Below are 21615 nucleotides of genomic sequence, written 5' to 3'. Positions count from 1 at the left end.
TTACGCCCAATCCTGGTAATATGGACCATGAATCATGGTCACGATCCAGGATAACCGGCGTCCCTCCGTCGACGCACCCAAGGTACGCATCAACCGTGCGCTCAAGCTCTGCCCTCTCTTCGAGAAGGTGGCTCGCTCGACGTTCGACAGCGCGCTCGAAGTCGCCGAAATCGACGTCGTTCGTGCGGGGATGTCCATCCAGAAGCAGGACGACGACGTCACGTCGCTCGCGCTCCTCGGACACGGGCGTGCGCGGCTCGAACGCAAACTACCGTCTGGACAGACGGTCCCCCTTGGTTACCGCGGCAGCGGTGATCTCCTCGGCGAGGCCGCGCTTGCGGGCGCCAGGACGTACGCCGAGAGCGCAATCGCCATCGACGAGAGCGAGGTCGTGCGCTTCCCGGTTGCCGCGATTCAAGCGTGGCTGCGCGACGATCCTGCGCTTGGCCTCGCGCTCCTTGGCCTGCTCATCGACCGCCAGCGTGCGGCTGAGGATCGCATCGAGTCGCTCCTCTTCCGCAACGTCGAGGGCCGCCTCGTCGAGTTCCTCCTCGGGGCCGTTGATCGCTGGGGCGTACCCGACACACGCGGCACGTTGATCTCTGCGCCGATCACCCATCTCGAGATCGCGCAGTCGATCGGCTCCACGCGTGAGACCGTCACCATCACCCTCGGCGCGCTCCGCAAGGACGGCTTGCTCGCCGTGGCGGGTCGACGGCTCATCGTGGTCGACCGCGACGCGCTCGTGAAGCGTCGCTAGCGCACGGGCGAACGACCAGCCAGGCGGCCCCGCGCGTCCTTTTCGCGTGCTTGGTCGCGCTCGGGCGTGCTATCGCCCGACCGCGATGTCGATCGCCCAGAGTTACCGGATTCGACTCGAAGGGATCCGGTTCCGCGCGCGCCATGGTGTCTCGCGGGCCGAACGCGGCTTGCCGCAGGACTTCGTCGTCCATGTCGAGGTCTCGTTGCCCGTCTCGAGTCTGCCCCGGACGGACAGCCTCGCGAAGGTCTTCGACTACGACGGCCTTGCGAACCTCGTCGTCGACGAGGGCACGCGTGCTTCGTACAAGCTGCTCGAAATCCTCGCCGAGCGGCTCATCACGCGCATCCTCGCCGACACGCCTGCGGTCGCTGTCACCGTGCAGGTCAAGAAGTTCGGCCCGCCCACGTCGGTGTCGGTCGACGCGGTCTCGGTCGAGCTCTCGGCGAACCGCCCCGCGTAGCCATCCCGCAGACGAGCGAGCGGCCTATCATGGGCCATGACTCGCCTTTCGCTCCTCGCGGCTCCGCTCGCACTCCTCGCCCTCGCTTGCTCTAGCGAGGACGTAACCCCCTCCGTCAAACCCACGCCGCGTGCCTGGGACAAACTCGCCACGCCGAGCGACGTCGCGCTCGGCCCCGTGCGTGGCTTCACGCAGGCGCGTGGCATCATCCACAGCCACTCGCCCTACTCGCACGACGCGTGCGACGGCAAAGGCCTCGACGACAGCGGCGTACCTCGGACCGACTGCGTCGCGAACCTCCGCCGCGGCATGTGCGACGCCGCCGAGGATTTTGTTTTCCTCACCGACCACGCCGCCCACATGGCGGACGCCGACTTCCCCTCGTTGCTCTTCATCCAGCCTGGCGACGAACCCGTCCTCGGCGCGGACGGCGCGCCCATCGGCAACTACGTCGCGTGTGGCGACGGCCGCCGCGTCCTCGTCACTGCGGGCAACGAGAACACCTTCATGTCCGTGGGCCTCGAACGCCACCTCCCTGGCGACCCGGCCACGCGCCGCGCGACGTACGAGGGCGAAACCGCGGCCACCGTCGATGTGATGCACGAAGCCGGCGCCCTCGTCTTCATCGCGCACACCGAGTCCCGCACACCCGAGTGGCTTGCTTCGATGCCGTACGACGGCATCGAGGTCTACAACGTCCACGCGGCGATCGACCCCGACATCCGCCGCGACTTCCTCGGCCTCGAAGCTTATGGCGGGGGAGCCTCCATCCTCCCGTTCACCCGCCAGGACGAAGACGGCCCGCAGCCCGACCTCGCTTTCCTCGGCTTCTTCGAAGAACTGCCCATCTACGGACAGCGCTGGGACGCCTTGCTTGCCACGCGCCACGTCACGGGCATCGCGGGCACCGACGTCCACGAAAACAGCTTCCCGGGCATGCTCCGCGACGGCGAGCGTGGCGACAGCTACCGCCGCCTCATGCGGTGGTTCTCGAACATCGCGCTCGTCGACGGCCCGATCACCCCGGCTTCCGTCAAGACTGCCCTCGCCGCTGGCCGGAGCTACGTCGCGTTCGAGATCCTCGGCACGCCGTCCGGCTTTGATTTTCATGCCGAGACAAACGGTTCTTTCGTTGAAATGGGTGGGGAGACCACCGCCGGCGCCACAATCGTGGCCCACGCTCCCAAGGTTCATAACCTCGATCCCGCCGTCGACGCACCGACGATCTCCATGCGCCTGCTCCGCATCGACGCGTCCGGCACCACGATCGCGGCCGAGGGCGACACGATCCGCCTCGAGAATGCGCCGCCCGGCGCGTATCGCGTCGAGGTCCGCATCCTCCCGACCCACCTTCGCCCGCACGTCGGCGACACCGGCGAGTCGTACATCCGCGAGCGCTTGTGGCTCCTTGCGAATCCGATCCGCATTTCCTGAAGCCAAAGCGAGGTCGTCTGCCCGAAAAAGCCGATGGATCGCGGCGGAGACATCGGGAAAAACGATGGTATGCTGCGGCTACAGTGGAGTGGCTCAACTATCATCACCTGCTTTATTTCTGGGTCGTCGCGCGAGAAGGGAGCATCGCGCGGGCAAGCCAGGAGCTGCGGCTCGCCCAGCCCACCATCAGCGGACAGATTCGCGCCCTCGAGGAGGCGCTCGGGGAAAAGCTCTTCGTTCGCAGCGGCCGGCACCTCGTCCTCACCGAGGTCGGGCGCGTCGTTTACCGTTATGCCGACGACATCTTCTCGCTCGGCCGCGAGCTACTCGACACGGTCAAAGGCCGACCGACCGGCAGGCCGCTCCGGTTCGTGGTGGGCATCGCGGACGCCCTGCCCAAGCTCATCGCGCACCGCCTGCTCGAACCGGCCCTCGACCTCGAAGAGCCCGTGCGTATGGTTTGTCGCGAGGACAAGGCCGAGCGGCTGATCGCGGAGCTCGCCCTCCACAACCTCGACATGGTGATCACCGACGCCCCGCTCGGCTCCGGCATGAAGATCAAGGCCTACAGCCATTTGCTCGGCGAATGCGGGATCAGCTTCTTCGCCGCGCCCTCGATCGCGCTCGACACGCGCAGGCCGTTCCCGGGCTTCCTCGACGGCGCGCCGTTCCTCCTGCCTGCCGAGGGCACCACGCTCCGGCGCTCGCTCGAGCAATGGTTCGAATCCGAACGAGTTCGTCCGCGCATCGTGGGCGAGTTCGACGACAGCGCGCTGCTCAAGGTCTTCGGCCAGGCCGGCGCGGGCGTGCTTGTCGCGCCTTCGGTGATCGAAAAAGAGATCCAGAACCAATACGACCTTCGTGTCGTCGGCCACACGGAAGCCGTGAAGGAACGCTTTTACGCGATCACCGGCGAACGAAAAATCAAAAACCCGGCCACGAACGCGGTCGCCAGCGCTGCGCGCAAGAACATCTTCGGCTGAGCCCGCCCCTCATTTCCGCGCGAAATACCTCTCCACCGCCTCCACGAGCCCCTCCATCGTGCTCGTCTCCGCCGTCACGGCGACCTCGATTCCCCGTGCCCGCGCGCTCTCCGTCGTGATCTCGCCAATGCTCGCCACCGTCACGCCCGCGAGCAGCTCGCCCGCCCGCGCGCCGAGCGCCGCCACGAGCCCTTCCACCGTGCTCGTCGCCGAAAGCAGCACCACATCGATCGATTTCTCCTCGAACCGCTGCACGAGCTCCGCCGTCCGCTCGGGCCCGGCTTTGCGCGTCTCGTACACCGGCACGACCCGCACCTCGCAGCCCGCCGCCCGCAGCATCTCGGGCAGCGCCTCCCGCGCCACGAGCGCGCGCGGGATCACCACCCGCACAATCTGATTGTACGACAAACGTTTCCGGATTTCCTCGTCCGCCAGGATCGCGGCCGAAAGTCCCTCCCCGCGAAAATCCTTGGCTACGATGTCCGCGCGAATTCCCCGGGAAAGCAGCGCCGCCGACGTCCCCGTCCCGATCGCCGCCACCTTCGCGCGGCCAAAGGCCCGTGCGTCGAGGCCCTTCTCCGCGAGCGCCGCAAACAGCCGCTCCACGCCATTCTCGCTGGTGAACGCGACCACGTCCCAGGCGCCGAGCTCCGAAACGAGCGCCGAAACCACCGAAGGATCGGGCGGCGGACCGATCTCGATCGCCGGCCACACGTAGGGCTCGGCCCCTCGCTCTCGCAGCCGCTTCGCCACCGATTGCGCTTGACCCCGCGGCCGGAGCAAAGCCACGCGTTTCCCGAACAGCGGCCGCGTATCGAACCAGCGCAGCGCCTCCCGCCGCGCGGCCACCGCTCCCACGAGCAAGATCCCCGGGCTCCCGAGCCCCGCCGCGCGCGCCTTCGCCGCGATCTCCGCGACCGTCCCCGTCACGACCCGCTGCTCGGCCCGCGTCCCCCACTGGATCACCGCCGCCGGCGTCTCCGGGGTGCGTTTCGAAGGCCCGAGAAGCCCCGCCACGACCTCCTCCAGGTTGTGCATCCCCATCAGCACGCAAATCGTGCCTTTCACGCTGGCGAGCTCCGACCAGTCGTATCCCGCGCCCGATCGCATCGTCCCGCTCACGAAAATCACGCTCGACGCGAGATCCCGGTGCGTCAGGGAAAACCCTGCGTACGCCGTCGCTCCGAGCGGCGAGCACACGCCGGGCACCACCTCGAACGGCACGCCTGCGCGCGCGAGCGCCTCCGCCTCCTCCGAGCCTCGGCCGAACAGGTACGGATCGCCGCCTTTCAGCCGCACCACGCTCTTGCCGGAGCGCCCGAGCCGCACGAGCTCCGCCTCGATCGCCTCCTGTTTGGCCTGCTTCGAGGCGCGATCCGAGCCTCGTTTGCCCACGGGCATCACGACCGCGTCGGGCCGCACGCGCAAAAGCAAGGCCGGATGAATGAGCTCATCGTGCAGCACGACCTCCGCGCTCGATAGAAGCTCGGCCCCACGTTCGGTCAAAAGTCCAGGATCTCCGGGGCCTCCGCCCACGAGGTACACCGTCCCGGGCGCGGCGGCACGTGCCGCGGATCGCGTAAAATCCCCGCCTTCTTCGCCTTCTGACCGATTTTTCATGATCCCCGCGCGACCTTTCCTCTTAACTCGATTGCCACATCCTTGACACAATGCGCAATTCGCCTAGATTCCGCCCATCACATCCCTTCCTCGTTGGGGATCTCTGCTGCTGTATGCGATCCATCAAGCTGCTCACCGAGCCCAGCGCGGGCGTCGTCGACCGATGGTACGTGTCCGATGGGGCGACGGCGGTCGGTCCTGTCGGCATCGAGCTCATCGCGCGGGGCCTCGAGGCGGGAAAGGTGCCGCTGGAGAGCTACGTTCGTCACGAGGCGTGGAAGGTGTGGCGACCTCTCTCGGAGCTCGCGGTGATCTCGGTCGACTCCGCGGCGCCCACGCCGCCCTACCATCCTCGCCCCGCGGAGACCATCCCGGGTAGCCTCGGCGACGACATCACACAGCCGGGTCGGCCCGTCTTTCCGGACGAGGTGATGCCGCAGGACGTCCTCGCGGGCGCCGCGGACCTCGACGACGCGTTGCTGCTCCTGTTCAACGCGGCCGTCGTGCGCACGGGCGCCGATGCGGGGCTCGTGCACGTGGTGCGTCCCGGCGGAGCGGTTGTCCTGTACGCACACGGCCCCTTCGCGCGCGACATGATCGGCGAGCGCACGAGCCTTGTGGATCCGGCGCTCGCTGCGGCGGCGGAGGGCAACACGGTCGTCGCCGAGCCCTCGCCGGGCCCCGCGGGCCAGGCGGTCCGGGATCGGCTCTTGAACCTCGGCATCTCGTGCGACGCGGCGTGGATGGTCCCCGTGCTCACGGGTGGCCGCCTTGCTGCGTCCATCGAGCTCGGCCGCAAGGCGCCGCGCATCCGGGCGAGTGAGCTCGCGGTCGTCGAAGCTCTCGTCGACGCCCTTTCGTGCCGCGCCGATCACGACGGCTGGTGATCAGGCCGGGAGATCCCGGCCGAAAGAAGCAGTTTCTGGAGGTGAGGACGGGATTCGAACCCGCGTATGACGGTTTTGCAAACCGTTGCCTAACCGCTTGGCTACCTCACCGCGGTTGGTAGGGGCGCGTTTTTGCCCCATCCCGCGCCCTCTGTCAAGCGTCCGTGCACGACACCTTTCAGGTGATCCCCGCCACATCCCCTGAAACCTTTTCGGCGCCGCGCCTCGATCCGGTACGATGGTCCGTGCAGGGCGAGCGGAGAACGGGCATGCGTGCGATCGTCGGATGGGTTTGGGCCGCTTGCCTCCTCGCGGCGCCGTCGTTTGCCCTGGGACAGGGCATCACGTCCACGCCTCCGCGCCGTGTCCAAGAGGACCCGCGGGGAGCGGACGCGACGCAGAAGGCGACCAAACCCGACCCCGGACCGAAGCCCTCGGACGGAGGCGCGGCCAAGGACCCGGCGAAGGACGCCCCGAAGCCGCCGAAAGAGCCGCCGCCCTCGAAACCCACGCTGAAGATCGAGCTCCACGGCGGCGCCTGGCTCTTCTACTACCAGCCCTTCCAGCCTCCCGAGGAAAAGCCATTCCTCCGGATGCACGTCGCGCACCTGAATTTCGACGGCTCGATCGGCGATTTTGGCCTCTTCTTCAACGCGAGCGTGCGCGACACGCGCATGCGCGAGTTTTACGAAGGCCCGGCGTGGATCGAGGAAGGCTATTTCTATTACAAGCACCCGCGCGTCACGGTGAAGGTCGGCAAATCGTACAGCCACTTCGGCCTCTTCTGGGACAACTCGTTTTTCGGGCCCATCCATTTCTACGACGGCATCAAGCTCGACCCGAACTACGGCATCTCGATCGAGGGCAACGCGGGCAACGAGACGGGCCTGCGGCTCGCGTATTTCGGGCAATATTACCTCGTCGACGGCCGGACGAACGGCTCGTACGTCGGGCGCGACACGATCAGCATCCCCGGCGCGAGGCGAAGGCACATCGCGATCGTCCGCGCCGAGCCGGCGTATTACTGGAACAAGGACACGTCGCTCGTCCTGGGTGTGTCCGGGCAATACTTCCAGGCGGACATCCCGGCGCTCGCCGGGAAAAACCGGGACGTGCTCCGGTTCGCCCTCGACGCCACGATCAACATCGGCCCGGTGAGCGTGTGGGGCGAAGTCATGCGCCAGCGGGGCCAGAGCGTCACGGACTGGCCGATCCCGCCCACCCCGGCGACCGCCACGGCGCCCGCCGTCCCCGGCGTCGCCTCGTCACGGAACGACTATCTCCTCGTCGGCGGCGAGGCACGCATCTGGAAATTCGTGGCCCGCTACAACGTGAGCGGCGTGCGATACCAGGACGTCGGCTACACGGAGTTCATGCATCAGCCGGGCCTCGGCTACAACATGAACGACCATCTCCAGTTCCTCGTGGAATACGCGCACTGGACGCAGCACCCCGCCCCGGGTGTCGGAAAGTTCCTCGACCAGAGCGTGGCCACCACGATTCACGGATATTTTTAGGAGAGCCCCCCCCCGGGCGGTTCCTCACTTCACGCAGGCGCCGCTGTTGGCACAGGCGAAGTCGTCGCAATCGACGAAGGGATTGCCGTCGTTGCTGATGCCGTCGCTGCACTCGGCGAACGAGAGCTCGTGGCCGCAGACGGTGATGCTCGGCTTGCGGCTGCAGGAGTTGTCGGCGCAATCGACGAACGTGTTGCTATTGTTGTCGACGTTGTCCGAGCACTCGGCGTCGTTCGCCTCGGGGCAGATCGTGACGTCGGGGTTCAGCGAGCAGCCGAAATCCGCGCAATCGATGAAGTTGTTCCCGTCGTCCGTCGCGCCGTTCGAGCACTCCGCGTTCGCCAGCGCGGTCCACTCGTTCGGCGCCGGCATCGGGTTCGCCGGCACGTTCGCGTTGCACACGATGATGCCCTCGCGCTGACAGCCCGGATCCTCGCAATCGGAGACCCCGTCCTTGTCATCGTCGAGCCCGTTCGCACAGAAGACGTTCGAATCCTCCTTGACGAGGTTCTTGCACGCCGTCACGTCCGGGTTCACGAGGCAGGCATTGTCGCTGCAATCGATGAAGTTGTTGCCGTCCTCGTTCTGCCCATTCGTACACGCGTCGTTCGCGAGCGACTCGAACTCGGCCGCCATCGGCATGGGGTTCGCCGGCTGGTCGCCCGTGCAGACCACGATGCCTTCGGCCTGGCAATCGGTGTCCAAGCAATCGCTCTTGCCGTCGCCGTCGTTGTCGATCCCGTCGGAACACCGGCCGTTCGACCATTCACGCTTGCAGAACGCGAGCGCCTGACACGCCATCTCCTGGCAGTCGGTTTGCCCATCCATGTCATTGTCGATCCCGTCGGAGCAGAGCGGGTTCGACGCTTCCTGGATCTTCGCGCACGGCGCGACGCTGTCGCAGTTGAAGTCGTTGCAGTCCTTGAAGCCGTCGCAATCGTTGTCGACGCCGTCGCTACACGCTTCCGTGGTGTTCTCGTCGCCCGTCGGCGTGCACATCGTGCCGCTCGACGACGAGCTGCCCGGCGTGCCCGTGCTCGACGTGGTCATTCCGCCCGAGCCCATGCCGCCCGACGCGCCCGCGCCACCTTCGCCGCCCGACGCGCCCGCGCCACCTTCGCCGCCTTCGCCGCCGATTCCGGTCGTATTGTTCCCCGTCGCGCGACACGCCCCGAGCCCGAGGCCCAAAGTACCCGAAAGAATCAAAGCAACGTACGTCTTCGACTTCATGACCCGTCTCCTCGCCGCGGCCTTTTGATTGCCACGACCAAGCTCTACCCTTCGTCCTCGGCCTCCGCCTTGTCGCCGCGCAGCCCGAGCGCTTTGCATTTCTTGTAAAGGTGGCTCCGCTCGAGGCCGAGCCCGCGCGCCGTCGCCGCCATCGCCCCGCCATGATGCGCGAGCGCCTCCTCCAGGATCCGCCGCTCCGCCTCCTCGGCGAGCACCCGAAACGGCGTGCCCGGACGAAAGAGGCCCGTCGGCGTCCCGGCCGAGGCGCCGCCCAGACAAACCCGCACGTCCTCCGCGTCGATCTTCGCGTCGGGCGTCAAGATCACGAGCCGCTCGATCAAGTTCCGGAGCTCGCGCACATTGCCGGGAAAACCATACCCCGTGAGCACCTCGATCGCGCCCTCGGTCAGGACCATGCCGGGCCGATCGTTCGCGGCCATCGCGAGGCCCAGGAAATGCCGCGCGAGCAGCGGTACGTCCTCGCGGCGCGCGCGGAGCGGCGGCAGCGCGAGCGGCACGACGTTGAGCCGATCGTAGAGGTCGGCGCGGAACTCGCCCTTCTGGCCAGCGGCTTCGAGATCGCGGTTCGTCGCGGCCACGACACGCACGTCGACCTTGATCGTCTCGTGTCCACCGACACGCTCGATCTCGCGCTCTTGCAGCACGCGGAGCAGCTTCGCCTGCATCGGCAGCGGCATGTCGCCGACCTCGTCGAGGAAGAGCGTGCCGCCGCTCGCGCGCTCGAACTTCCCGCGCCGTTGCTTCGTCGCGCCCGTGAACGCGCCGGCCTCGTGCCCGAACATCTCGCTCTCGATGAGCTCACTCGGGACCGCGGCGCAGTTCATCTTCTCGAGCGGGCCCTTCGCGCGCTTGCCGGCGATGTGGATCGCGCGCGCCACGAGCTCCTTGCCCGTCCCGCGCTCCCCGGTCACGAGCACCGTCGCGCTCGCCTTCGCGGCCCGCGCGATCTGCTCGCGGAGCGCCACCATCGACCGGCTCTCGCCGATGAGCTCCCCGAGCTGCCCCGCCTGCGCCCGCAGCGCGCGCGCCTCGGCCTCGGCCCGCACGAGGCGCAGCGTGTTGTCGAGCACGAGGAGCAACCGATCGGTGGAGAGCGGCTTCTCCAGGAAATCGAGCGCGCCGAGACGCGTGGCGCGCACGGCGGCGTCGATCGAGGCATGGCCGCTCATCATCACGATGGGCAGGTCCGATCCCCCGACGCGGACTTTTTCGAGCAGCGACACGCCATCGCCGTCGGGGAGCGCGACGTCGAAGAGCGCGATGTCGTAACTCTTCTTGGCGAGCTTCTCCTCGGCGATGCGGACGCCGCCGGCGACGTCGACGGTATAACCTTCGAGCGAGAGGGCCTTCTGGAGCGTGGTGAGGATGGAGGGCTCGTCATCGACGACGAGCACATGGCCGCGCGGCATCGGCAGACCCTAGCACCCGTCCGCCGGGGGTGGGACGGCCCCACGCCGAACGCCCCCGTCACGGCACGGGTTCGAACGCGAGCTGTAACGAAGCTCCGCGAAGTGGACGTGGAGAAGCGAGCGACCGGAGGGTGTGGGGGGTCGTGGGAGGCACCGCGATTTTTCGCGCAGCGATGAACCGCTTTCAGGTCGGGCCGACCCGCGTTCCGCACGTTGGGGATGTACGAACGTGGTTCGCTTCGTGATACGTTCGAGATCCCATGCCTGCCGAGATCCTTCCGACCGCAGAAGGCGATCTCGGGCGAACGCCCTTCGCACACCTGCTCGTCTACGCGCTGGACAAGCAGCTCACGGGCGCGCTTTTTCTGCGCGAGGCGTCGGGCATCGAGCATGCGATCCGCCTCGAAGCGGGCGCGCCCGTAAAAGTTCGTCCGGGCGACGGGCACGCGATGCTCGGCGAGATGCTCGTCGAAGCAGGCGCGATCGACGAGACCACGCTGCGAGGCGCACTCTCGATGCACGGGCTACTCGGCGATGCGCTCTTGCTCGCGGGGTGCGTCGAGCGCGACCTGCTCGAGCAAACGGCGGCGCGTCAGTTCATGATGCGGATGACGCGGCTCTTCAGCCTCGGCGCCGACACCACGTACAGCTACTTCGACGGCCGCACGGACCTGCTCGACGACGCGGCGCCGACCGCGACGATGCACCCGCTCGCGGTTCTCTGGGCCGGCGTGCGCGCCCACGCGACGGCCTCGTCGATGATGACCGAGACGATCGAACGCCTGCGCGACGTCACGATCCGCATCCACCCCACGGCCGCGATCGAGAGGTTCGCGCCGACGACCGAAGAGCGCGAGATCCTGGATCGGATCCGGACGAGCGAGCTCGCACTCGCGCAGCTCTTCACCGCGGGCTTCGCGCCGGAAGAGACGCTTTGCTGGATGGTCTACGCGCTCGTGATCACGCGCTCGCTCGATCTCGGCCTCGGCACGACGCCGCTCTGCGCGGAGATCCCGCCCGAGCCGCAGCCGGCCGCGGCGCGTCCCGTGACGCTCGCGCGGATCCGCCTGCGCGCGGCCTCGCATCGCATGGGCGCGGCAGCGCCGGATCTCGCGGGCGACGGCGAGCGTTCACGCGTGCAACCGCGCCCGCGGAAGCGCGGTCGTCCGAGCGCGTTCACGCTCGCCGCGCGGCGCGTCGGCACGCCTCCGCCGATGGAGGCCGTGAGCGAGCGGCCGTCCGGGGCCGCCGTGACGGAGCCGCCGCCGTCCGCGGTCGTCGAGACAGACCCTTCGCCGCCGAACGTGCCGAAGCCCGTCGCGGCCGAACCTCCTTCCGACGCTTGGGGGCGACGCTCGGACGAGCCGAGCTCTGCCCCCAAACCCCCGGCAAGCGACACGGAGAGCGACAAGGCGCCCACCGTGCCCATGCCGCCGGAGGGCCAACCGGACGCCGCGCGCCCGGCGCATGCGCTCTACTGCCTCGCGACGTCGCGCATCGCGGAGCGTGATCTCGCGGGCGCGCTCGCGGCGTGCCAGCTCGCGCGTGAGGTCGATCCCACGCAGCCCGACTATGCCGCGCTCGCCGTGTGGATCCGCTCGCTCGTCGGCGGCGCGGATCTGCGCGCGCGCGTGGCCGAGCTCGACGCGCTGCTCGAAGCCCGCGAGGACCACACGCAGGCCTTGTTCTACCGGGGATATCTGCGCCGCCGGATCGGCGACGAGCCAGGCGCGGTGCAGGATCTCCGCCGCGTGCTCGACCTCGATCCGGACCACCAGGACGCCGCGCGCGAGCTCCACCGGATCGCCATGGGCAAACCGGCGAAGCGGCCGAGCGGCTATTTCCGGATGTAGCTCCTCACTCTGTGAAGACGAGCCGACGAGCCTCGCGAAGGGCCCCGCACGTCGATGGAGGCGTGCCAGCACATCGTGGAGCCCGTACCAGCAAACGCTGGTTCGGTCGCGCGAAGACGTGGAGCGGTTCGTTCGAGGTGATGGGCGGTGTGCACGCCGCGCTGGCGCGAAGGTACGGATGCGGCGGGAAGGCGCAACGTCGCTTGAGCTATCCGCTGCGATGTGACTACCTTGCCGCGCATGACGACAGGGGACGATCGATCTCGACAAGCTCGTGCGCACCCTGGCGAACCGGGACGTGACGCGCACAGAGGCCAACGTGCAGAGCGGCCTGCATGCGCTGCTCCTCGCGGCGCCGCTCTCCTTGGAAGAAGAACAGCTACGCGATCTCGACGTGGTGCTGGAGCAGCAAGCGGGTGCTCGCAAGCGGATCGACGTCGAGGCCGGTCTCTGCGTGTTCGAGGTCAAGCGCGACCTGCGCAAGGGCAACGTGCGGCAGGAGGCCGAGGCGCAGCTCGCGGGCTACGTCGCCTCGCGGACGCAGGAGATGGGTCAACGGTACGTCGGTGTATTGACCGACGGCGCGGAATGGCGCCTGTACCACCTGAAAGGGGGCGCGCTGCGCCTGGTCTCGTCCTTCACGGTCGACCCGAGCAAGCCGGATGTCGAAGGGCTCTCGGTGTGGCTCGAGGGTGTGCTCGCCACGAGCGCGAAGATCGCGCCTACGCCCCAGGAGATCACGCGCCGCCTCGGCGCGGATAGCCCTGGGCACAAGCTCGATTTCGCGGAGCTCTACGGGCTTTATGCACAGCACCGCGACGAGCCGACAGTGAAGCTCAAGCGCGAGCTCTGGGCGCGTCTACTTACCACCGCGTTCGGCACGGGATTCAGATAGCGACGAGCTGTTCGTCGAGCACACGCTCCTCGTGACGACCGCGGAGGTGATCGCGCATGCCGTCATTGGCCTCGACCCCACTGCACAAGATGTCTCCGCGGCCTCGCTCGTAACCGGCCAGCTCTTCGCCGACGCGCAGGTGCACGGCGTCGTCGACGCCGATTTTTTCGATTGGATCGTCGAGGTCCCGGAAGGGGACCGCTTCATCAGGGTGCTCGCTCGTCGCCTCGCGCGTTTCGCCTGGCGCGACGTCGAGCACGACGTACTCAAGACGCTCTACGAGAGCGTCATTTCGACGGAGCAACGCAAGCAGCTCGGCGAATACTATACGCCCGACTGGCTCGCCGATCGTATCGTCGACGTGTCCGTGAAGGACCCGCTGGACCAGCGCGTGCTCGATCCGGCGTGCGGCTCCGGTACCTTCCTCTTCCACGCAATTCGGCGCTACCTCGACGCCGCCGACGCGGCAAAGCTCGACAATGCGACCGCCCTCTCGGGCGTGACCCGGCATGTGTTCGGGATGGACATCCACCCCGTCGCCGTGACGTTCGCCCGCGTCACCTACCTCCTGGCCATCGGCCCCGCGCGTCTCCAGGCGGATGATCGGCCAGCGCTCTCGATTCCCGTGTATCTCGGCGACAGCATCCAGTGGGGACAGGAGCGGACCCTGTTCACGGGCAACGCGCTCGTCATCCCGACGCTCGCGGGGCATCTATGGTCGACCGAGCTCCGTTTTCCCGAGCGGACGCTGGCCGACGTGGGCCAGTTCGATCGACTCGTCGCGGAGCTCTCCGAGCTGGCAAGCATCCGCCGTGCGCGCGGAGCACCAGTCCCGAGCCTCTCGTCTGTCTTCCGTCGCTACGCCGTCCGCTCCGATGATCAAGCCATCATCACCGATACATTCAAGACGCTCTGCCGGTTGCACGACGATGGCCACAATCACATCTGGGGATATTACGTGCGCAACCTGGCGCGCCCCGTCTGGCTCGCGAGGCCAGAAAATCGCGTCGACGTGCTGATCGGGAACCCCCCATGGTTATCCTACCGCTTCATGACGGCGGCGATGCAGGCCGAGTTTCGCAAGCTGAGCGAGGAGCGCGGATTGTGGGCCGGCGCCGCGGTGGCCACCAATCAAGACCTCTCCACATTGTTCGTCCTTCGTAGCATCGAACGTTATCTCTGTCCGGGCGGCCGCTTCGGCTTTGTCCTGCCCTGGTCCGTCCTGCGCGGGCGGCAACACGCCGGGTTTCGAAAGGGGCGTTATTCCCTCGTCCAATCGAAGGACCTGACGGTATCGTTTGAAGAGGCCTGGGACCTCCACGCGGTGAAGCCCTCGTTTTTCCCGGTTCCGAGCTGTGTGATTCTCGGAGAAAATGCAGACGAGCCCGCGGCGCTCCCCTCCTCCGTCGAGCGATGGTCGGGGCGGCTGCCGCAAACCAATCTGGGATGGGAGACCGCGAAGAGGCACATCACTCGCGCAGAGGCTTCGGTCCGCGAGGCCAAGGATGCGACGCCGGGCAAAGGCTCGCCGTACGAGGAGCGATTCGCACAGGGAGCCACGGTCGTCCCGCGTTTCCTGCTCGTCGTCGAGCAGCGAGCGGCCGGGCCGCTGGGCTCGGGTGCCGGTCGGGTTCCCGTCCGCAGCCGGAGGAGTCCGAACGAAAAGGCGCCCTGGAAATCGCTCGCTTCACTGGAAGGGAACGTCGAGCGCCAGTTCGTGCGATCCATGCACCTCGGAGAGACCGTACTGCCTTATCGGACGATCGCGCCGCTCAAGGCCATCATCCCCTGGGACGGCAAGCGCCTCCTTCACGGTCGGGACGAGCGCCTCGGGCTCTATCCGGGGCTCGACGATTGGTGGCGGCACGCTGAGTCGCTGTGGGAAGCGCACCGATCCAGCGAGCGCCTTTCCCTGATCGAGCGCGTCGACTACCACCGCGGACTCTCGAACCAGTTCCCGATCCCGCCGCAGCGTGTCGTTTACAATGCAAGCGGCATGTACCTGGCAGCCGCCATCATCCGTGACAATGCCGTGGTCGAGCATAAATTGTACTGGGGGACGGCGAGTAGCCTCGAAGAGGCACGTTATCTGGAGGCCATCCTCAATAGCAACGTCGTTACCGAGCGGTTGCGGCCCCTCCAGGCGCGTGGCGAGCACAACCCACGCGATTATGACAAGTACGTCTGGCACCTCCCGATTCCCCACTACGAGCCGGACGATGAACGCCATAAGCGACTGTCGAAGCTGGCCGAGGAAGCGGAGCGGATCGCGGCCGGCGTCGCGCTTCCCACGGGCAAGCGCTTCGAGACGATGCGAGGCCTCATCCGCAAAGCGATCGCCGCGACCGAAACAGGCCGGCAGATCGAGGAGGAAGTCGCCGCGCTGCTGGGATAGACGGCGCGTCCTCATCGCCATGTCACTCGGACCCTCTCTCCCCTCGCCCCGATGAAAGGAGCCCTTATGCCGATCGCATTGACCCCCGAACAGCAGACCATCCTGGAAGAGACGCGCGCCGCCTCCACGCCCGCCGAGTTCGAGGCGTTGCTCGTCGCCGCGCAGCCCGAGACGGACAAGATCGTGCGCGAATCTCTCGCGCCGAACCAGCCGATTGGCGTGACCCTGACGGAGCTGCGCGATCTCTTTCTCGCCGTCACCCAGCACGCCCCGAAGCTCGACGCGCACAACTACAAGGCCGAACGCCGCGCCCTGTTCCGCGACGCGATCCGCCTGCTCGAGACGGCGCACCTTTGGTTTGGCGAGGGCCACCGCACCGGCGCGTTCCGGGTGCGGACCGTCGCGGAGGTCGTCGAAGCGAGCCGCCCCTGGCGTGCGCGCCTGGCCGCCTATGGAGAACATGCGTTTGCCTTCGAGCCGGAGATCGCGGACGTCTTCGGCGACGTGAACACCACGGGCACGCTCGACGAGGAGGTGGACGATCTGCGTTTGCTCCTCCAGGCCGCGAAGCAACACCAGGGTGCGCTCGCTGCGGTTGGGATGAGCGACGATTTCGTGAAGCAGGGCGAAGGGCTCCTGCGCGAGGCCGAGAATCGAGACCTGCTCGGCGTGCTCGGGCTGCGCAACCAGGAAGAGGCGATGTTGCTGCGCAACCGGATCCTGACGTACGCCGTCCTGCTCGGACGACAAGCCCGCGCGGCGGGGGTCAATGCGTGCTTCGACGACGCGGAGGCGCGGCGGAGGTTCGAGGCGACGTCGTTCCGAGAGGCGCTCCGGCGGCTACGGCCGAAGCGGCGGGGGACCAAGGAGGAGCCCACAACCCCGGACGGGGCCCCCGCCGATAGCTGATTCCACGGTTCGTCAGGGCGCGAGACGGACGCTGAAGAGGTCGGCGCCGTTCATGGTGGTGAGCTTCTCGAGCGGATTGCCGAGCTCGAGCTCCGTGTAGAACCCGCCGACGACGATCACGGTGCCCTTCTCATCAATCCCCAGGTCCCAGCCGAACTGATTGCCCGCGCCGCCCAGCGCCTTGGCCCAGAGGGGCAACAGGTCCGTGCCGGCGAGCTTGACGACGAAGGCGTCGGTCCCGTTGGGGGCAGGAAGCACCTGGCCATCCACGTCGAGCATGCCTCCGGAGTAACGCCCGGTCAGTATGATGTGCCCTGCGCCGTCGGCGGCGACGCCGATGCCGCGCGTCTCCGTGTTCGTGCTGCCGATACGCTTGCCGCGAACGGGGGCGCCATCGGCCGCGTTGAACTCGGCGAAATACGTGTCGGTGCTGCCCGACACATTGATGGAGTCGGACCCGAAGTCGACGGAGCCCGCGAAGCGCCCCGTGACGAGGACGTTCCCATTCGGCGCGATGGCCACATGGTTGACGTTCTGATCGTTGGACGGGCCGACGAATTTGCTCCAGAGATGAGCGCCGTCCTGCTTGTCGTACACGGCGATGATGCCGTCTTGGTTCGAGCCGTAGCCGGGGTTCGACGAGCCCCCGAGGTTCACGTTGCTGCTCGTCTGGCCGACGATCACCGGGTGGCCGTCCTTCGTAACCGCGACGCTCCAAGCTCGCTGGTCCCCGCCCGTGATGAACGCGCGGCTCCAGCGGTGCGTGCCGTCGGCGTCGAAGCTCACCACGTAAATGTCGTCGTTGCCCCCGGGATTGAACGAATCGCCGCCGAAGCTGAACTCGTCATCACGAATGTATCCGGTGACGAACAGATTTCCGTCACCGTTCACCGCCACGCCCTGGGCCGTCTGCGTGCTCGTCGTCCCGAATCGCTTGCTCCAGACATGCATGCCCATGGCGTCGAGCTTCACGACGAAGATGTCAGCCCCCGGGCTCGGCGTCGTCAGGTCGTCCCCGCCGAAATCGATCGTCCCGCTGAACTCGCCCACGAGGATGACATTGCCCCCCGTGTCGATGTCGAGCGCACGGACGACACCGTACGCCGTCGCAGGGTACGCTCTCTCCCATTGTTTCACGCCGGCCGCGTCGAATTTCGCGACGTAGGCGCTGCCCGCCGACACAGTAAAGAAATCGTTGTCGAGTGTGCCGTCGATCACGCCCGCGATCACGTACCCGCCGTCGGGCGCCACCGCGACGTCGAAGATCGTGTCGTCCATCGGCGCCGAAATCTTCCCCGGCGGCGAGAAACTACCCAGGGGCGCGCCCGTGCACATCGCGATGGCCGTGCCGTCGCAATCCTCATCCGCCGGCGTCGTGCAATCATCGAATGTCGGCGTACAGCAGACGGCCTCATCCGCATCGCCAAGCCCATTGCAATCCTCGTCCCCGGGCAGACTGCAATTCTCGGCAGACGCAGGCACGACTTGGCCCTCGCAGGTGCTCCACTCCATGCCGTTGTCCCCGCAAACCTCCGTGCCAGCCTTGCAGAGGCCGACGCCCTCCGTGGCAGCAGGCCCCGAATAACACGGCCTCGTCTCGCCCGGGGCGCACATCACGCCGCCCCCGCCCGTGCCACCCATGCCCCCCGCACCCGCTGTCCCCCCCGTGCCCCCCGCCCCGCCTGCGCCCGCCGTCCCCCCCGAGCCGGCCGCGCCGCCCGCCTGCACGGGGAGCGATCCATTCTCATCGAACCCGCACGCGAGTGGTACCGCGGAAAGACCGAGCACGGCGAGCAGACCTAACGAGCGACGAATCCGACGATCCGCGTGGGGCATGAGCATTCTCCTGTGCGAAAAGCAATACGCGCCGATAACGCGCTGGGGGAGGAATCGACTCTACGGGAGCCCGGCGGCCGAATCAATCGGCCCGCGCCCACGATCCGACCACGGGTTGACGCTGGCGCGTTCCGGCATCATCGCCTCGACGTGCCCCGCCTCTCCGCCCGCGTGCACCTGCCATCCGGCCGCGTAGCGCGCCTCTCCGACGAGGCCGCTCGGCGCGCCAAAACACGCGCCCGCACGCCCGATACACGCCCGGGCGGCTGCCTGGAAGCGCTCGCGATCCTCGAAGCCGAGAACGTCGCGAAGACCGACGCCGGCGCGCCGCTCGACGCGCGCGGTTTGTCCCTGCGTGACTTCCACGTGCTCCGCGCGCTCCTGGTCCACACCGGCGTGCAAACGGAAGAGCTCGCCGAGCTGCCTTGCGAGAACTGCAGCGAGGTTTTCCGTGTGGTCCCTTCGCGCCTGCTCGAGATCGCGCCGTTCGTCGACGGCGAGCTCGACGACCCCGAGCTCGACGCGCCCTTCGATCACGAGGTGGCCCACGCGATCCCGGCCATCCGCGTGGGCACCGAGCTCGCCCGCTCGATCCGCATCTCCGCGCGCACGGTCGAGGAAGCCCTCCCGCTCTTCCGCGCCGAGTCCGCGCAGACACGCATCACGCCCGCGCTCGTCGTCGCCATGGGCATCACCGCGCTCGGCCGCGAGCGCCGCGCCTCGGCCATCGCCAAGGCGCTCACCGAAGCCCCGCCCGAGGCCTACCAGGCCGTCGCCGATCTCCTCTACCAAGCGCACTATTCGGCTCGCCTCGTCGCCGTGCATCGCTGCGCCGCGTGTGGCGCGCGAAACGATCTCGACGTCCCCTGGCATCGCGAAATCCCTTACGAGGTCGGCGAACCTCGCAAGTCACGCCGCGCCTTCCCGGACCTCGACACGTTCGAGGCGATGGTCACGGAGGCCGCCGAGCGCATCTACCGCGCGCGCGGCGTGCGCAACATCGACCTCATCGTCGACGACGGCGTGCCCGCCTGCGACGACGGCGGCGAGCCGCTGCTCGGCTGCTACACGCCCGGCGGCACGGACGCGACGCTCGGCATCCCACGCGCGCCCGAGATCCGCTTGTTTTACCGGACATTTCAGACCGAGCACCGCCGCGATCGTTCGTTCGACGTGGTCGCCGAGATCGACGAGACGATCGACCACGAGATCACCCACCACCTGCATCACCTCGCCGGCGACGATCCACTCGACGAGGAAGAACACGCGGTGATCGAGAAGGAAGCGATCCGCAGGATCGGCAAGCGCGAGGCCGCGCGCCGCGCGGGCCGAGGCCTCGCGTCGGACCTCGCGGGGTTCGTGCGAACGACATGGCCGCTCTTCGTGATCGCGTTCGTCGCCACGTATTTCACGTTCTGCCGTTGAAAGAAGCGAGCCAGCTTGACCTCGGCCCCCGCCCGACAAGAATGGCCTCGTCATGCGCTCTGCCTCGATCCTTCGCGCGATCCTCGCCTCCTCGATCGCGCTCGTCGCCGCCTCGGCCGCGAGCTCGTACGTGCTCGCCCAGACGGCTGCGCCGGCCGACGGCGACGCTGTCGTCGCGAAGGTTGGAGTTCGAACGATCACGGTACGCGAGGTCGAGCGCAGGCTCGCCACGATGCCGCCGTTCCAGCTCCGCTACTTCGGCAAGACGCACGACGAGATCCGCCGCAAGTTCGTCGAAGAGACCGTCCTCAAGGAGACGCTCTACGCCGAGGGCGCCGAGGCCGCGAAGATGCGCGAGCTGCCCGAGGTCGCCGAGCGCGTTCGAAGCGTGCTGCGCAACGCGATCGTCTCGCAGATCCGCGCCGAGGTCGCCGCGCAGGGCGGCGTGACCGACGAAGAGGTGCGGGCCTACTACGACGCGAACCGCGACAAGTACCACGCGCCGTCGCGCGTCGCGATCTGGCGCATCCTCGTGGCCACGCGCGAACAAGCGCTCGACGTCATCCAGAAGGCGAAGGCCGACCTCTCGCCGAAGCGCTGGAACGAGCTCGCGCGTGATCTCTCGCTCGACAAGTCGACGAACATGCGCGGCGGCAACCTCGGGCTCGCGGCGCCGGATGGAACGACGACGGACCCGAACGTGAAGGTCGACGTCGCGCTCGTGAAAGCCGTCGAGGGCGTGAAGGACAGCGAGCTCGTGCCCGAGCCCGTCGCCGAAGGTTCGTCGTGGGCCGTCGTCTGGCGGCGCCAGAGCATCAAGGCCGTCGATCGTCCGATCGAGCTCGAAGCGCCCTCGATCAAGCAGATCCTGATGCACGAGCGCACGCAGAAGAAGATCCAGGAGGTCGTGGCCGCGCTGCGCAAGGAGCACCTCGGCGAGACGAACCCCGACCTGCTCGAGATGCTCGGCGTGAGCGCGATGGGCGAGATCACGCCGGCCAAGCGCCCCGGCACCTTGCCCTCGTCGCGGCGCCCGGCCGCAGGCCCGCCCGCGCCCTCGCAGACGCCCGCGGGCCCGCGCTGACGCGAGCGCGCTCAGGCGAGCGCGATCGCCAGGAGCAGCCCGAACGCCGAGACGATCGCCGAGATCACCGCGACGACCGTGCCCGTGCGCCGCGCGCGCGCCGCCGCATCCTCGGGCAAACCATAGACCCCCTTGAGGAGCGCGTCCGAAGCCCGACCCGGCACGCGCATCGAGAGCGCGAGGACCTCCGCCGCCGCCTTCGCGCCCCGCGATCCGAGCATCCAGATCGCGCCGAGCGGACCCGTCATCAGATCCCAGCCGCAGGAGTACAGGCCAAACCTTAGCGCGCGCCTTCGTTGCGGCCGCGCCCCCTGCTTTCGCGCGCCCGCGTCGAGCGCCGCGCCGTGGCTCGCGTGCGCCACGACCATCCAGAGCGCGAGCGCAGGCACGCCGATGACGAACCACTCGATCGCCCGCACGCGCATCTCCGGATCACCGATCACCTGGAGCGCCAGGTTCGGCAGCGCGAGCGCGGCGAGCGGCAGGAGCATCGCCACCATCGAGCCGACCGCGAGCATCTCGGCCACGATCGCGAACCGCACGGCCGGCGGCAGCGCGCCGTCCGGCAGCGCCGAGAAAAACGCGTCCGCGCCCTGCGTCGTCGCGAGCGCCGTCCCCCAGAGCCGCGACCACGCCGTCCCACCCGGGCGTTCCCACGGCACGATGGCCATCACGCCCGAGGCCGTCTCGTCCGCGGGCGTGCACCCCGAGCAATCCGACTGACCACAGATCGTGCAGAGCACGGCCGCGGGCACCTCGAAAGCATCGGTGTCGGACGAGTCCGCTCTCGGCCGGACGCGTTGCGCGCTCATCGGTGACTTGGCCATGGCGCACCTCCGACGGACCCGCCCCGCGCCGCGCGAAGAAAACCCGCCGCCCACAGAATACGCGAGC

The 21615-nt window shown here is 68.0% G+C and carries 17 protein-coding genes and 1 tRNA gene; 12 read left to right on the top strand and 6 right to left on the bottom strand.

What is annotated here, in order from left to right; translation table 11 throughout:
• The first annotated feature begins 34 nt into the window (after window positions 1–34).
• The 4 genes from KEG38_RS06860 to nhaR all read left to right on the top strand — a co-directional run bounded on the left by KEG38_RS06860 (window position 35) and on the right by nhaR (window position 3640).
• The gene (locus KEG38_RS06860; RefSeq protein WP_272418261.1) at window positions 35–760 is read left to right on the top strand and encodes a Crp/Fnr family transcriptional regulator; all 726 of its coding nucleotides are present in this window, start codon (window positions 35–37) and stop codon (window positions 758–760) included.
• An 85-nt stretch (window positions 761–845) separates the two neighbouring features.
• Window positions 846–1223, top strand: a complete 378-nt coding sequence (folB, locus tag KEG38_RS06855; RefSeq protein WP_272418260.1) for a dihydroneopterin aldolase — start codon at window positions 846–848, stop codon at window positions 1221–1223.
• A gap of 36 nt (window positions 1224–1259) precedes the next feature.
• Entirely contained in the window at window positions 1260–2657 is a 1398-nt protein-coding gene (locus KEG38_RS06850; RefSeq protein ID WP_272418259.1) for a hypothetical protein, read from the top strand.
• Between the two features lie 83 nt (window positions 2658–2740).
• The gene (gene nhaR, locus KEG38_RS06845) at window positions 2741–3640 is read left to right on the top strand and encodes a transcriptional activator NhaR (protein ID WP_272418258.1); all 900 of its coding nucleotides are present in this window, start codon (window positions 2741–2743) and stop codon (window positions 3638–3640) included.
• Window positions 3641–3649: 9 nt separating this feature from the next.
• Here nhaR and cobA read toward each other — a convergent pair whose 3' ends face one another.
• Complete coding sequence (gene cobA, locus KEG38_RS06840) at window positions 3650–5260, bottom strand: uroporphyrinogen-III C-methyltransferase (RefSeq protein ID WP_272418257.1); 1611 nt, start codon at window positions 5258–5260, stop codon at window positions 3650–3652.
• A 113-nt stretch (window positions 5261–5373) separates the two neighbouring features.
• On the opposite strand from cobA, the gene KEG38_RS06835 reads away from it, so the two are divergent.
• Window positions 5374–6147 (top strand): hypothetical protein, encoded by a 774-nt coding sequence (locus KEG38_RS06835; RefSeq protein WP_272418256.1) that lies wholly within the window; start codon window positions 5374–5376, stop codon window positions 6145–6147.
• Between the two features lie 36 nt (window positions 6148–6183).
• On the opposite strand, the gene KEG38_RS06830 is transcribed toward KEG38_RS06835, so the two are convergent.
• Window positions 6184–6258: transfer RNA gene (locus tag KEG38_RS06830), tRNA-Cys, on the bottom strand.
• A gap of 158 nt (window positions 6259–6416) precedes the next feature.
• On the opposite strand from KEG38_RS06830, the gene KEG38_RS06825 reads away from it, so the two are divergent.
• Window positions 6417–7664 carry a hypothetical protein gene (locus KEG38_RS06825; protein WP_272418255.1) on the top strand — a complete coding sequence of 416 codons (1248 nt, stop codon included), beginning with the start codon at window positions 6417–6419 and terminating at the stop codon, window positions 7662–7664.
• Window positions 7665–7688: 24 nt separating this feature from the next.
• Here the strand turns inward: KEG38_RS06825 and KEG38_RS06820 are convergent, their stop codons facing one another.
• Together KEG38_RS06820 and KEG38_RS06815 are read right to left on the bottom strand one after the other, a co-directional pair.
• A complete protein-coding gene (locus KEG38_RS06820; protein ID WP_272418254.1) occupies window positions 7689–8894 on the bottom strand; it encodes a hypothetical protein in 1206 nt (401 codons plus the stop codon).
• A 44-nt stretch (window positions 8895–8938) separates the two neighbouring features.
• Window positions 8939–10324 carry a sigma-54-dependent transcriptional regulator gene (locus KEG38_RS06815; RefSeq protein ID WP_272418253.1) on the bottom strand — a complete coding sequence of 462 codons (1386 nt, stop codon included), beginning with the start codon at window positions 10322–10324 and terminating at the stop codon, window positions 8939–8941.
• 260 nt (window positions 10325–10584) lie between these two features.
• Here KEG38_RS06815 and KEG38_RS06810 point away from each other — a divergent pair, with 260 nt between their 5' ends.
• The 4 genes from KEG38_RS06810 to KEG38_RS06795 all read left to right on the top strand — a co-directional run bounded on the left by KEG38_RS06810 (window position 10585) and on the right by KEG38_RS06795 (window position 16376).
• Complete coding sequence (locus KEG38_RS06810; RefSeq protein WP_272418251.1) at window positions 10585–12177, top strand: hypothetical protein; 1593 nt, start codon at window positions 10585–10587, stop codon at window positions 12175–12177.
• Between the two features lie 274 nt (window positions 12178–12451).
• Window positions 12452–13072 (top strand): hypothetical protein, encoded by a 621-nt coding sequence (locus tag KEG38_RS06805; protein WP_272418250.1) that lies wholly within the window; start codon window positions 12452–12454, stop codon window positions 13070–13072.
• Window positions 13073–13103: 31 nt separating this feature from the next.
• Entirely contained in the window at window positions 13104–15467 is a 2364-nt protein-coding gene (locus tag KEG38_RS06800; RefSeq protein WP_272418249.1) for an N-6 DNA methylase, read from the top strand.
• Between the two features lie 51 nt (window positions 15468–15518).
• Complete coding sequence (locus KEG38_RS06795) at window positions 15519–16376, top strand: hypothetical protein (RefSeq protein ID WP_272418248.1); 858 nt, start codon at window positions 15519–15521, stop codon at window positions 16374–16376.
• A 12-nt stretch (window positions 16377–16388) separates the two neighbouring features.
• Here the strand turns inward: KEG38_RS06795 and KEG38_RS55435 are convergent, their stop codons facing one another.
• Window positions 16389–18164, bottom strand: a complete 1776-nt coding sequence (locus KEG38_RS55435) for an SBBP repeat-containing protein (RefSeq protein ID WP_272418247.1) — start codon at window positions 18162–18164, stop codon at window positions 16389–16391.
• Between the two features lie 198 nt (window positions 18165–18362).
• On the opposite strand from KEG38_RS55435, the gene KEG38_RS06785 reads away from it, so the two are divergent.
• Both KEG38_RS06785 and KEG38_RS06780 read left to right on the top strand, forming a co-directional pair.
• Window positions 18363–19637 carry a metallopeptidase family protein gene (locus KEG38_RS06785; protein ID WP_272418246.1) on the top strand — a complete coding sequence of 425 codons (1275 nt, stop codon included), beginning with the start codon at window positions 18363–18365 and terminating at the stop codon, window positions 19635–19637.
• A gap of 52 nt (window positions 19638–19689) precedes the next feature.
• Window positions 19690–20721: a peptidyl-prolyl cis-trans isomerase gene (locus KEG38_RS06780; RefSeq protein WP_272418245.1), complete on the top strand. Its 1032-nt coding sequence runs from the start codon at window positions 19690–19692 to the stop codon at window positions 20719–20721.
• A gap of 11 nt (window positions 20722–20732) precedes the next feature.
• Here the strand turns inward: KEG38_RS06780 and KEG38_RS06775 are convergent, their stop codons facing one another.
• Window positions 20733–21548 (bottom strand): hypothetical protein, encoded by an 816-nt coding sequence (locus KEG38_RS06775; RefSeq protein WP_272418244.1) that lies wholly within the window; start codon window positions 21546–21548, stop codon window positions 20733–20735.
• Window positions 21549–21615: the final 67 nt, after the last annotated feature.

Source organism: Polyangium jinanense, from assembly GCF_028435265.1.
GTDB classification, from domain to species: domain Bacteria; phylum Myxococcota_A; class Polyangia; order Polyangiales; family Polyangiaceae; genus Polyangium; species Polyangium jinanense.
Note: the sequence above shows the minus strand (reverse complement) of the source record. Positions and strands in the feature narration are given on the sequence as shown.

Excerpts from the sequence above, each read along its gene's own strand:
- KEG38_RS06860 (WP_272418261.1), top strand. The coding sequence starts at position 35 with ATGGTCACGATCCAGGATAACCGGCGTCCCTCCGTCGACGCACCCAAG.
- folB (WP_272418260.1), top strand. The coding sequence starts at position 846 with ATGTCGATCGCCCAGAGTTACCGGATTCGACTCGAAGGGATCCGGTTC.
- KEG38_RS06850 (WP_272418259.1), top strand. The coding sequence starts at position 1,260 with ATGACTCGCCTTTCGCTCCTCGCGGCTCCGCTCGCACTCCTCGCCCTC.
- cobA (WP_272418257.1), bottom strand. The coding sequence starts at position 5,260 with ATGAAAAATCGGTCAGAAGGCGAAGAAGGCGGGGATTTTACGCGATCC.
- KEG38_RS06835 (WP_272418256.1), top strand. The coding sequence starts at position 5,374 with ATGCGATCCATCAAGCTGCTCACCGAGCCCAGCGCGGGCGTCGTCGAC.
- KEG38_RS06825 (WP_272418255.1), top strand. The coding sequence starts at position 6,417 with ATGCGTGCGATCGTCGGATGGGTTTGGGCCGCTTGCCTCCTCGCGGCG.
- KEG38_RS06820 (WP_272418254.1), bottom strand. The coding sequence starts at position 8,894 with ATGAAGTCGAAGACGTACGTTGCTTTGATTCTTTCGGGTACTTTGGGC.
- KEG38_RS06815 (WP_272418253.1), bottom strand. The coding sequence starts at position 10,324 with ATGCCGCGCGGCCATGTGCTCGTCGTCGATGACGAGCCCTCCATCCTC.
- KEG38_RS06810 (WP_272418251.1), top strand. The coding sequence starts at position 10,585 with ATGCCTGCCGAGATCCTTCCGACCGCAGAAGGCGATCTCGGGCGAACG.
- KEG38_RS06795 (WP_272418248.1), top strand. The coding sequence starts at position 15,519 with ATGAAAGGAGCCCTTATGCCGATCGCATTGACCCCCGAACAGCAGACC.
- KEG38_RS06780 (WP_272418245.1), top strand. The coding sequence starts at position 19,690 with ATGCGCTCTGCCTCGATCCTTCGCGCGATCCTCGCCTCCTCGATCGCG.
- KEG38_RS06775 (WP_272418244.1), bottom strand. The coding sequence starts at position 21,548 with ATGGCCAAGTCACCGATGAGCGCGCAACGCGTCCGGCCGAGAGCGGAC.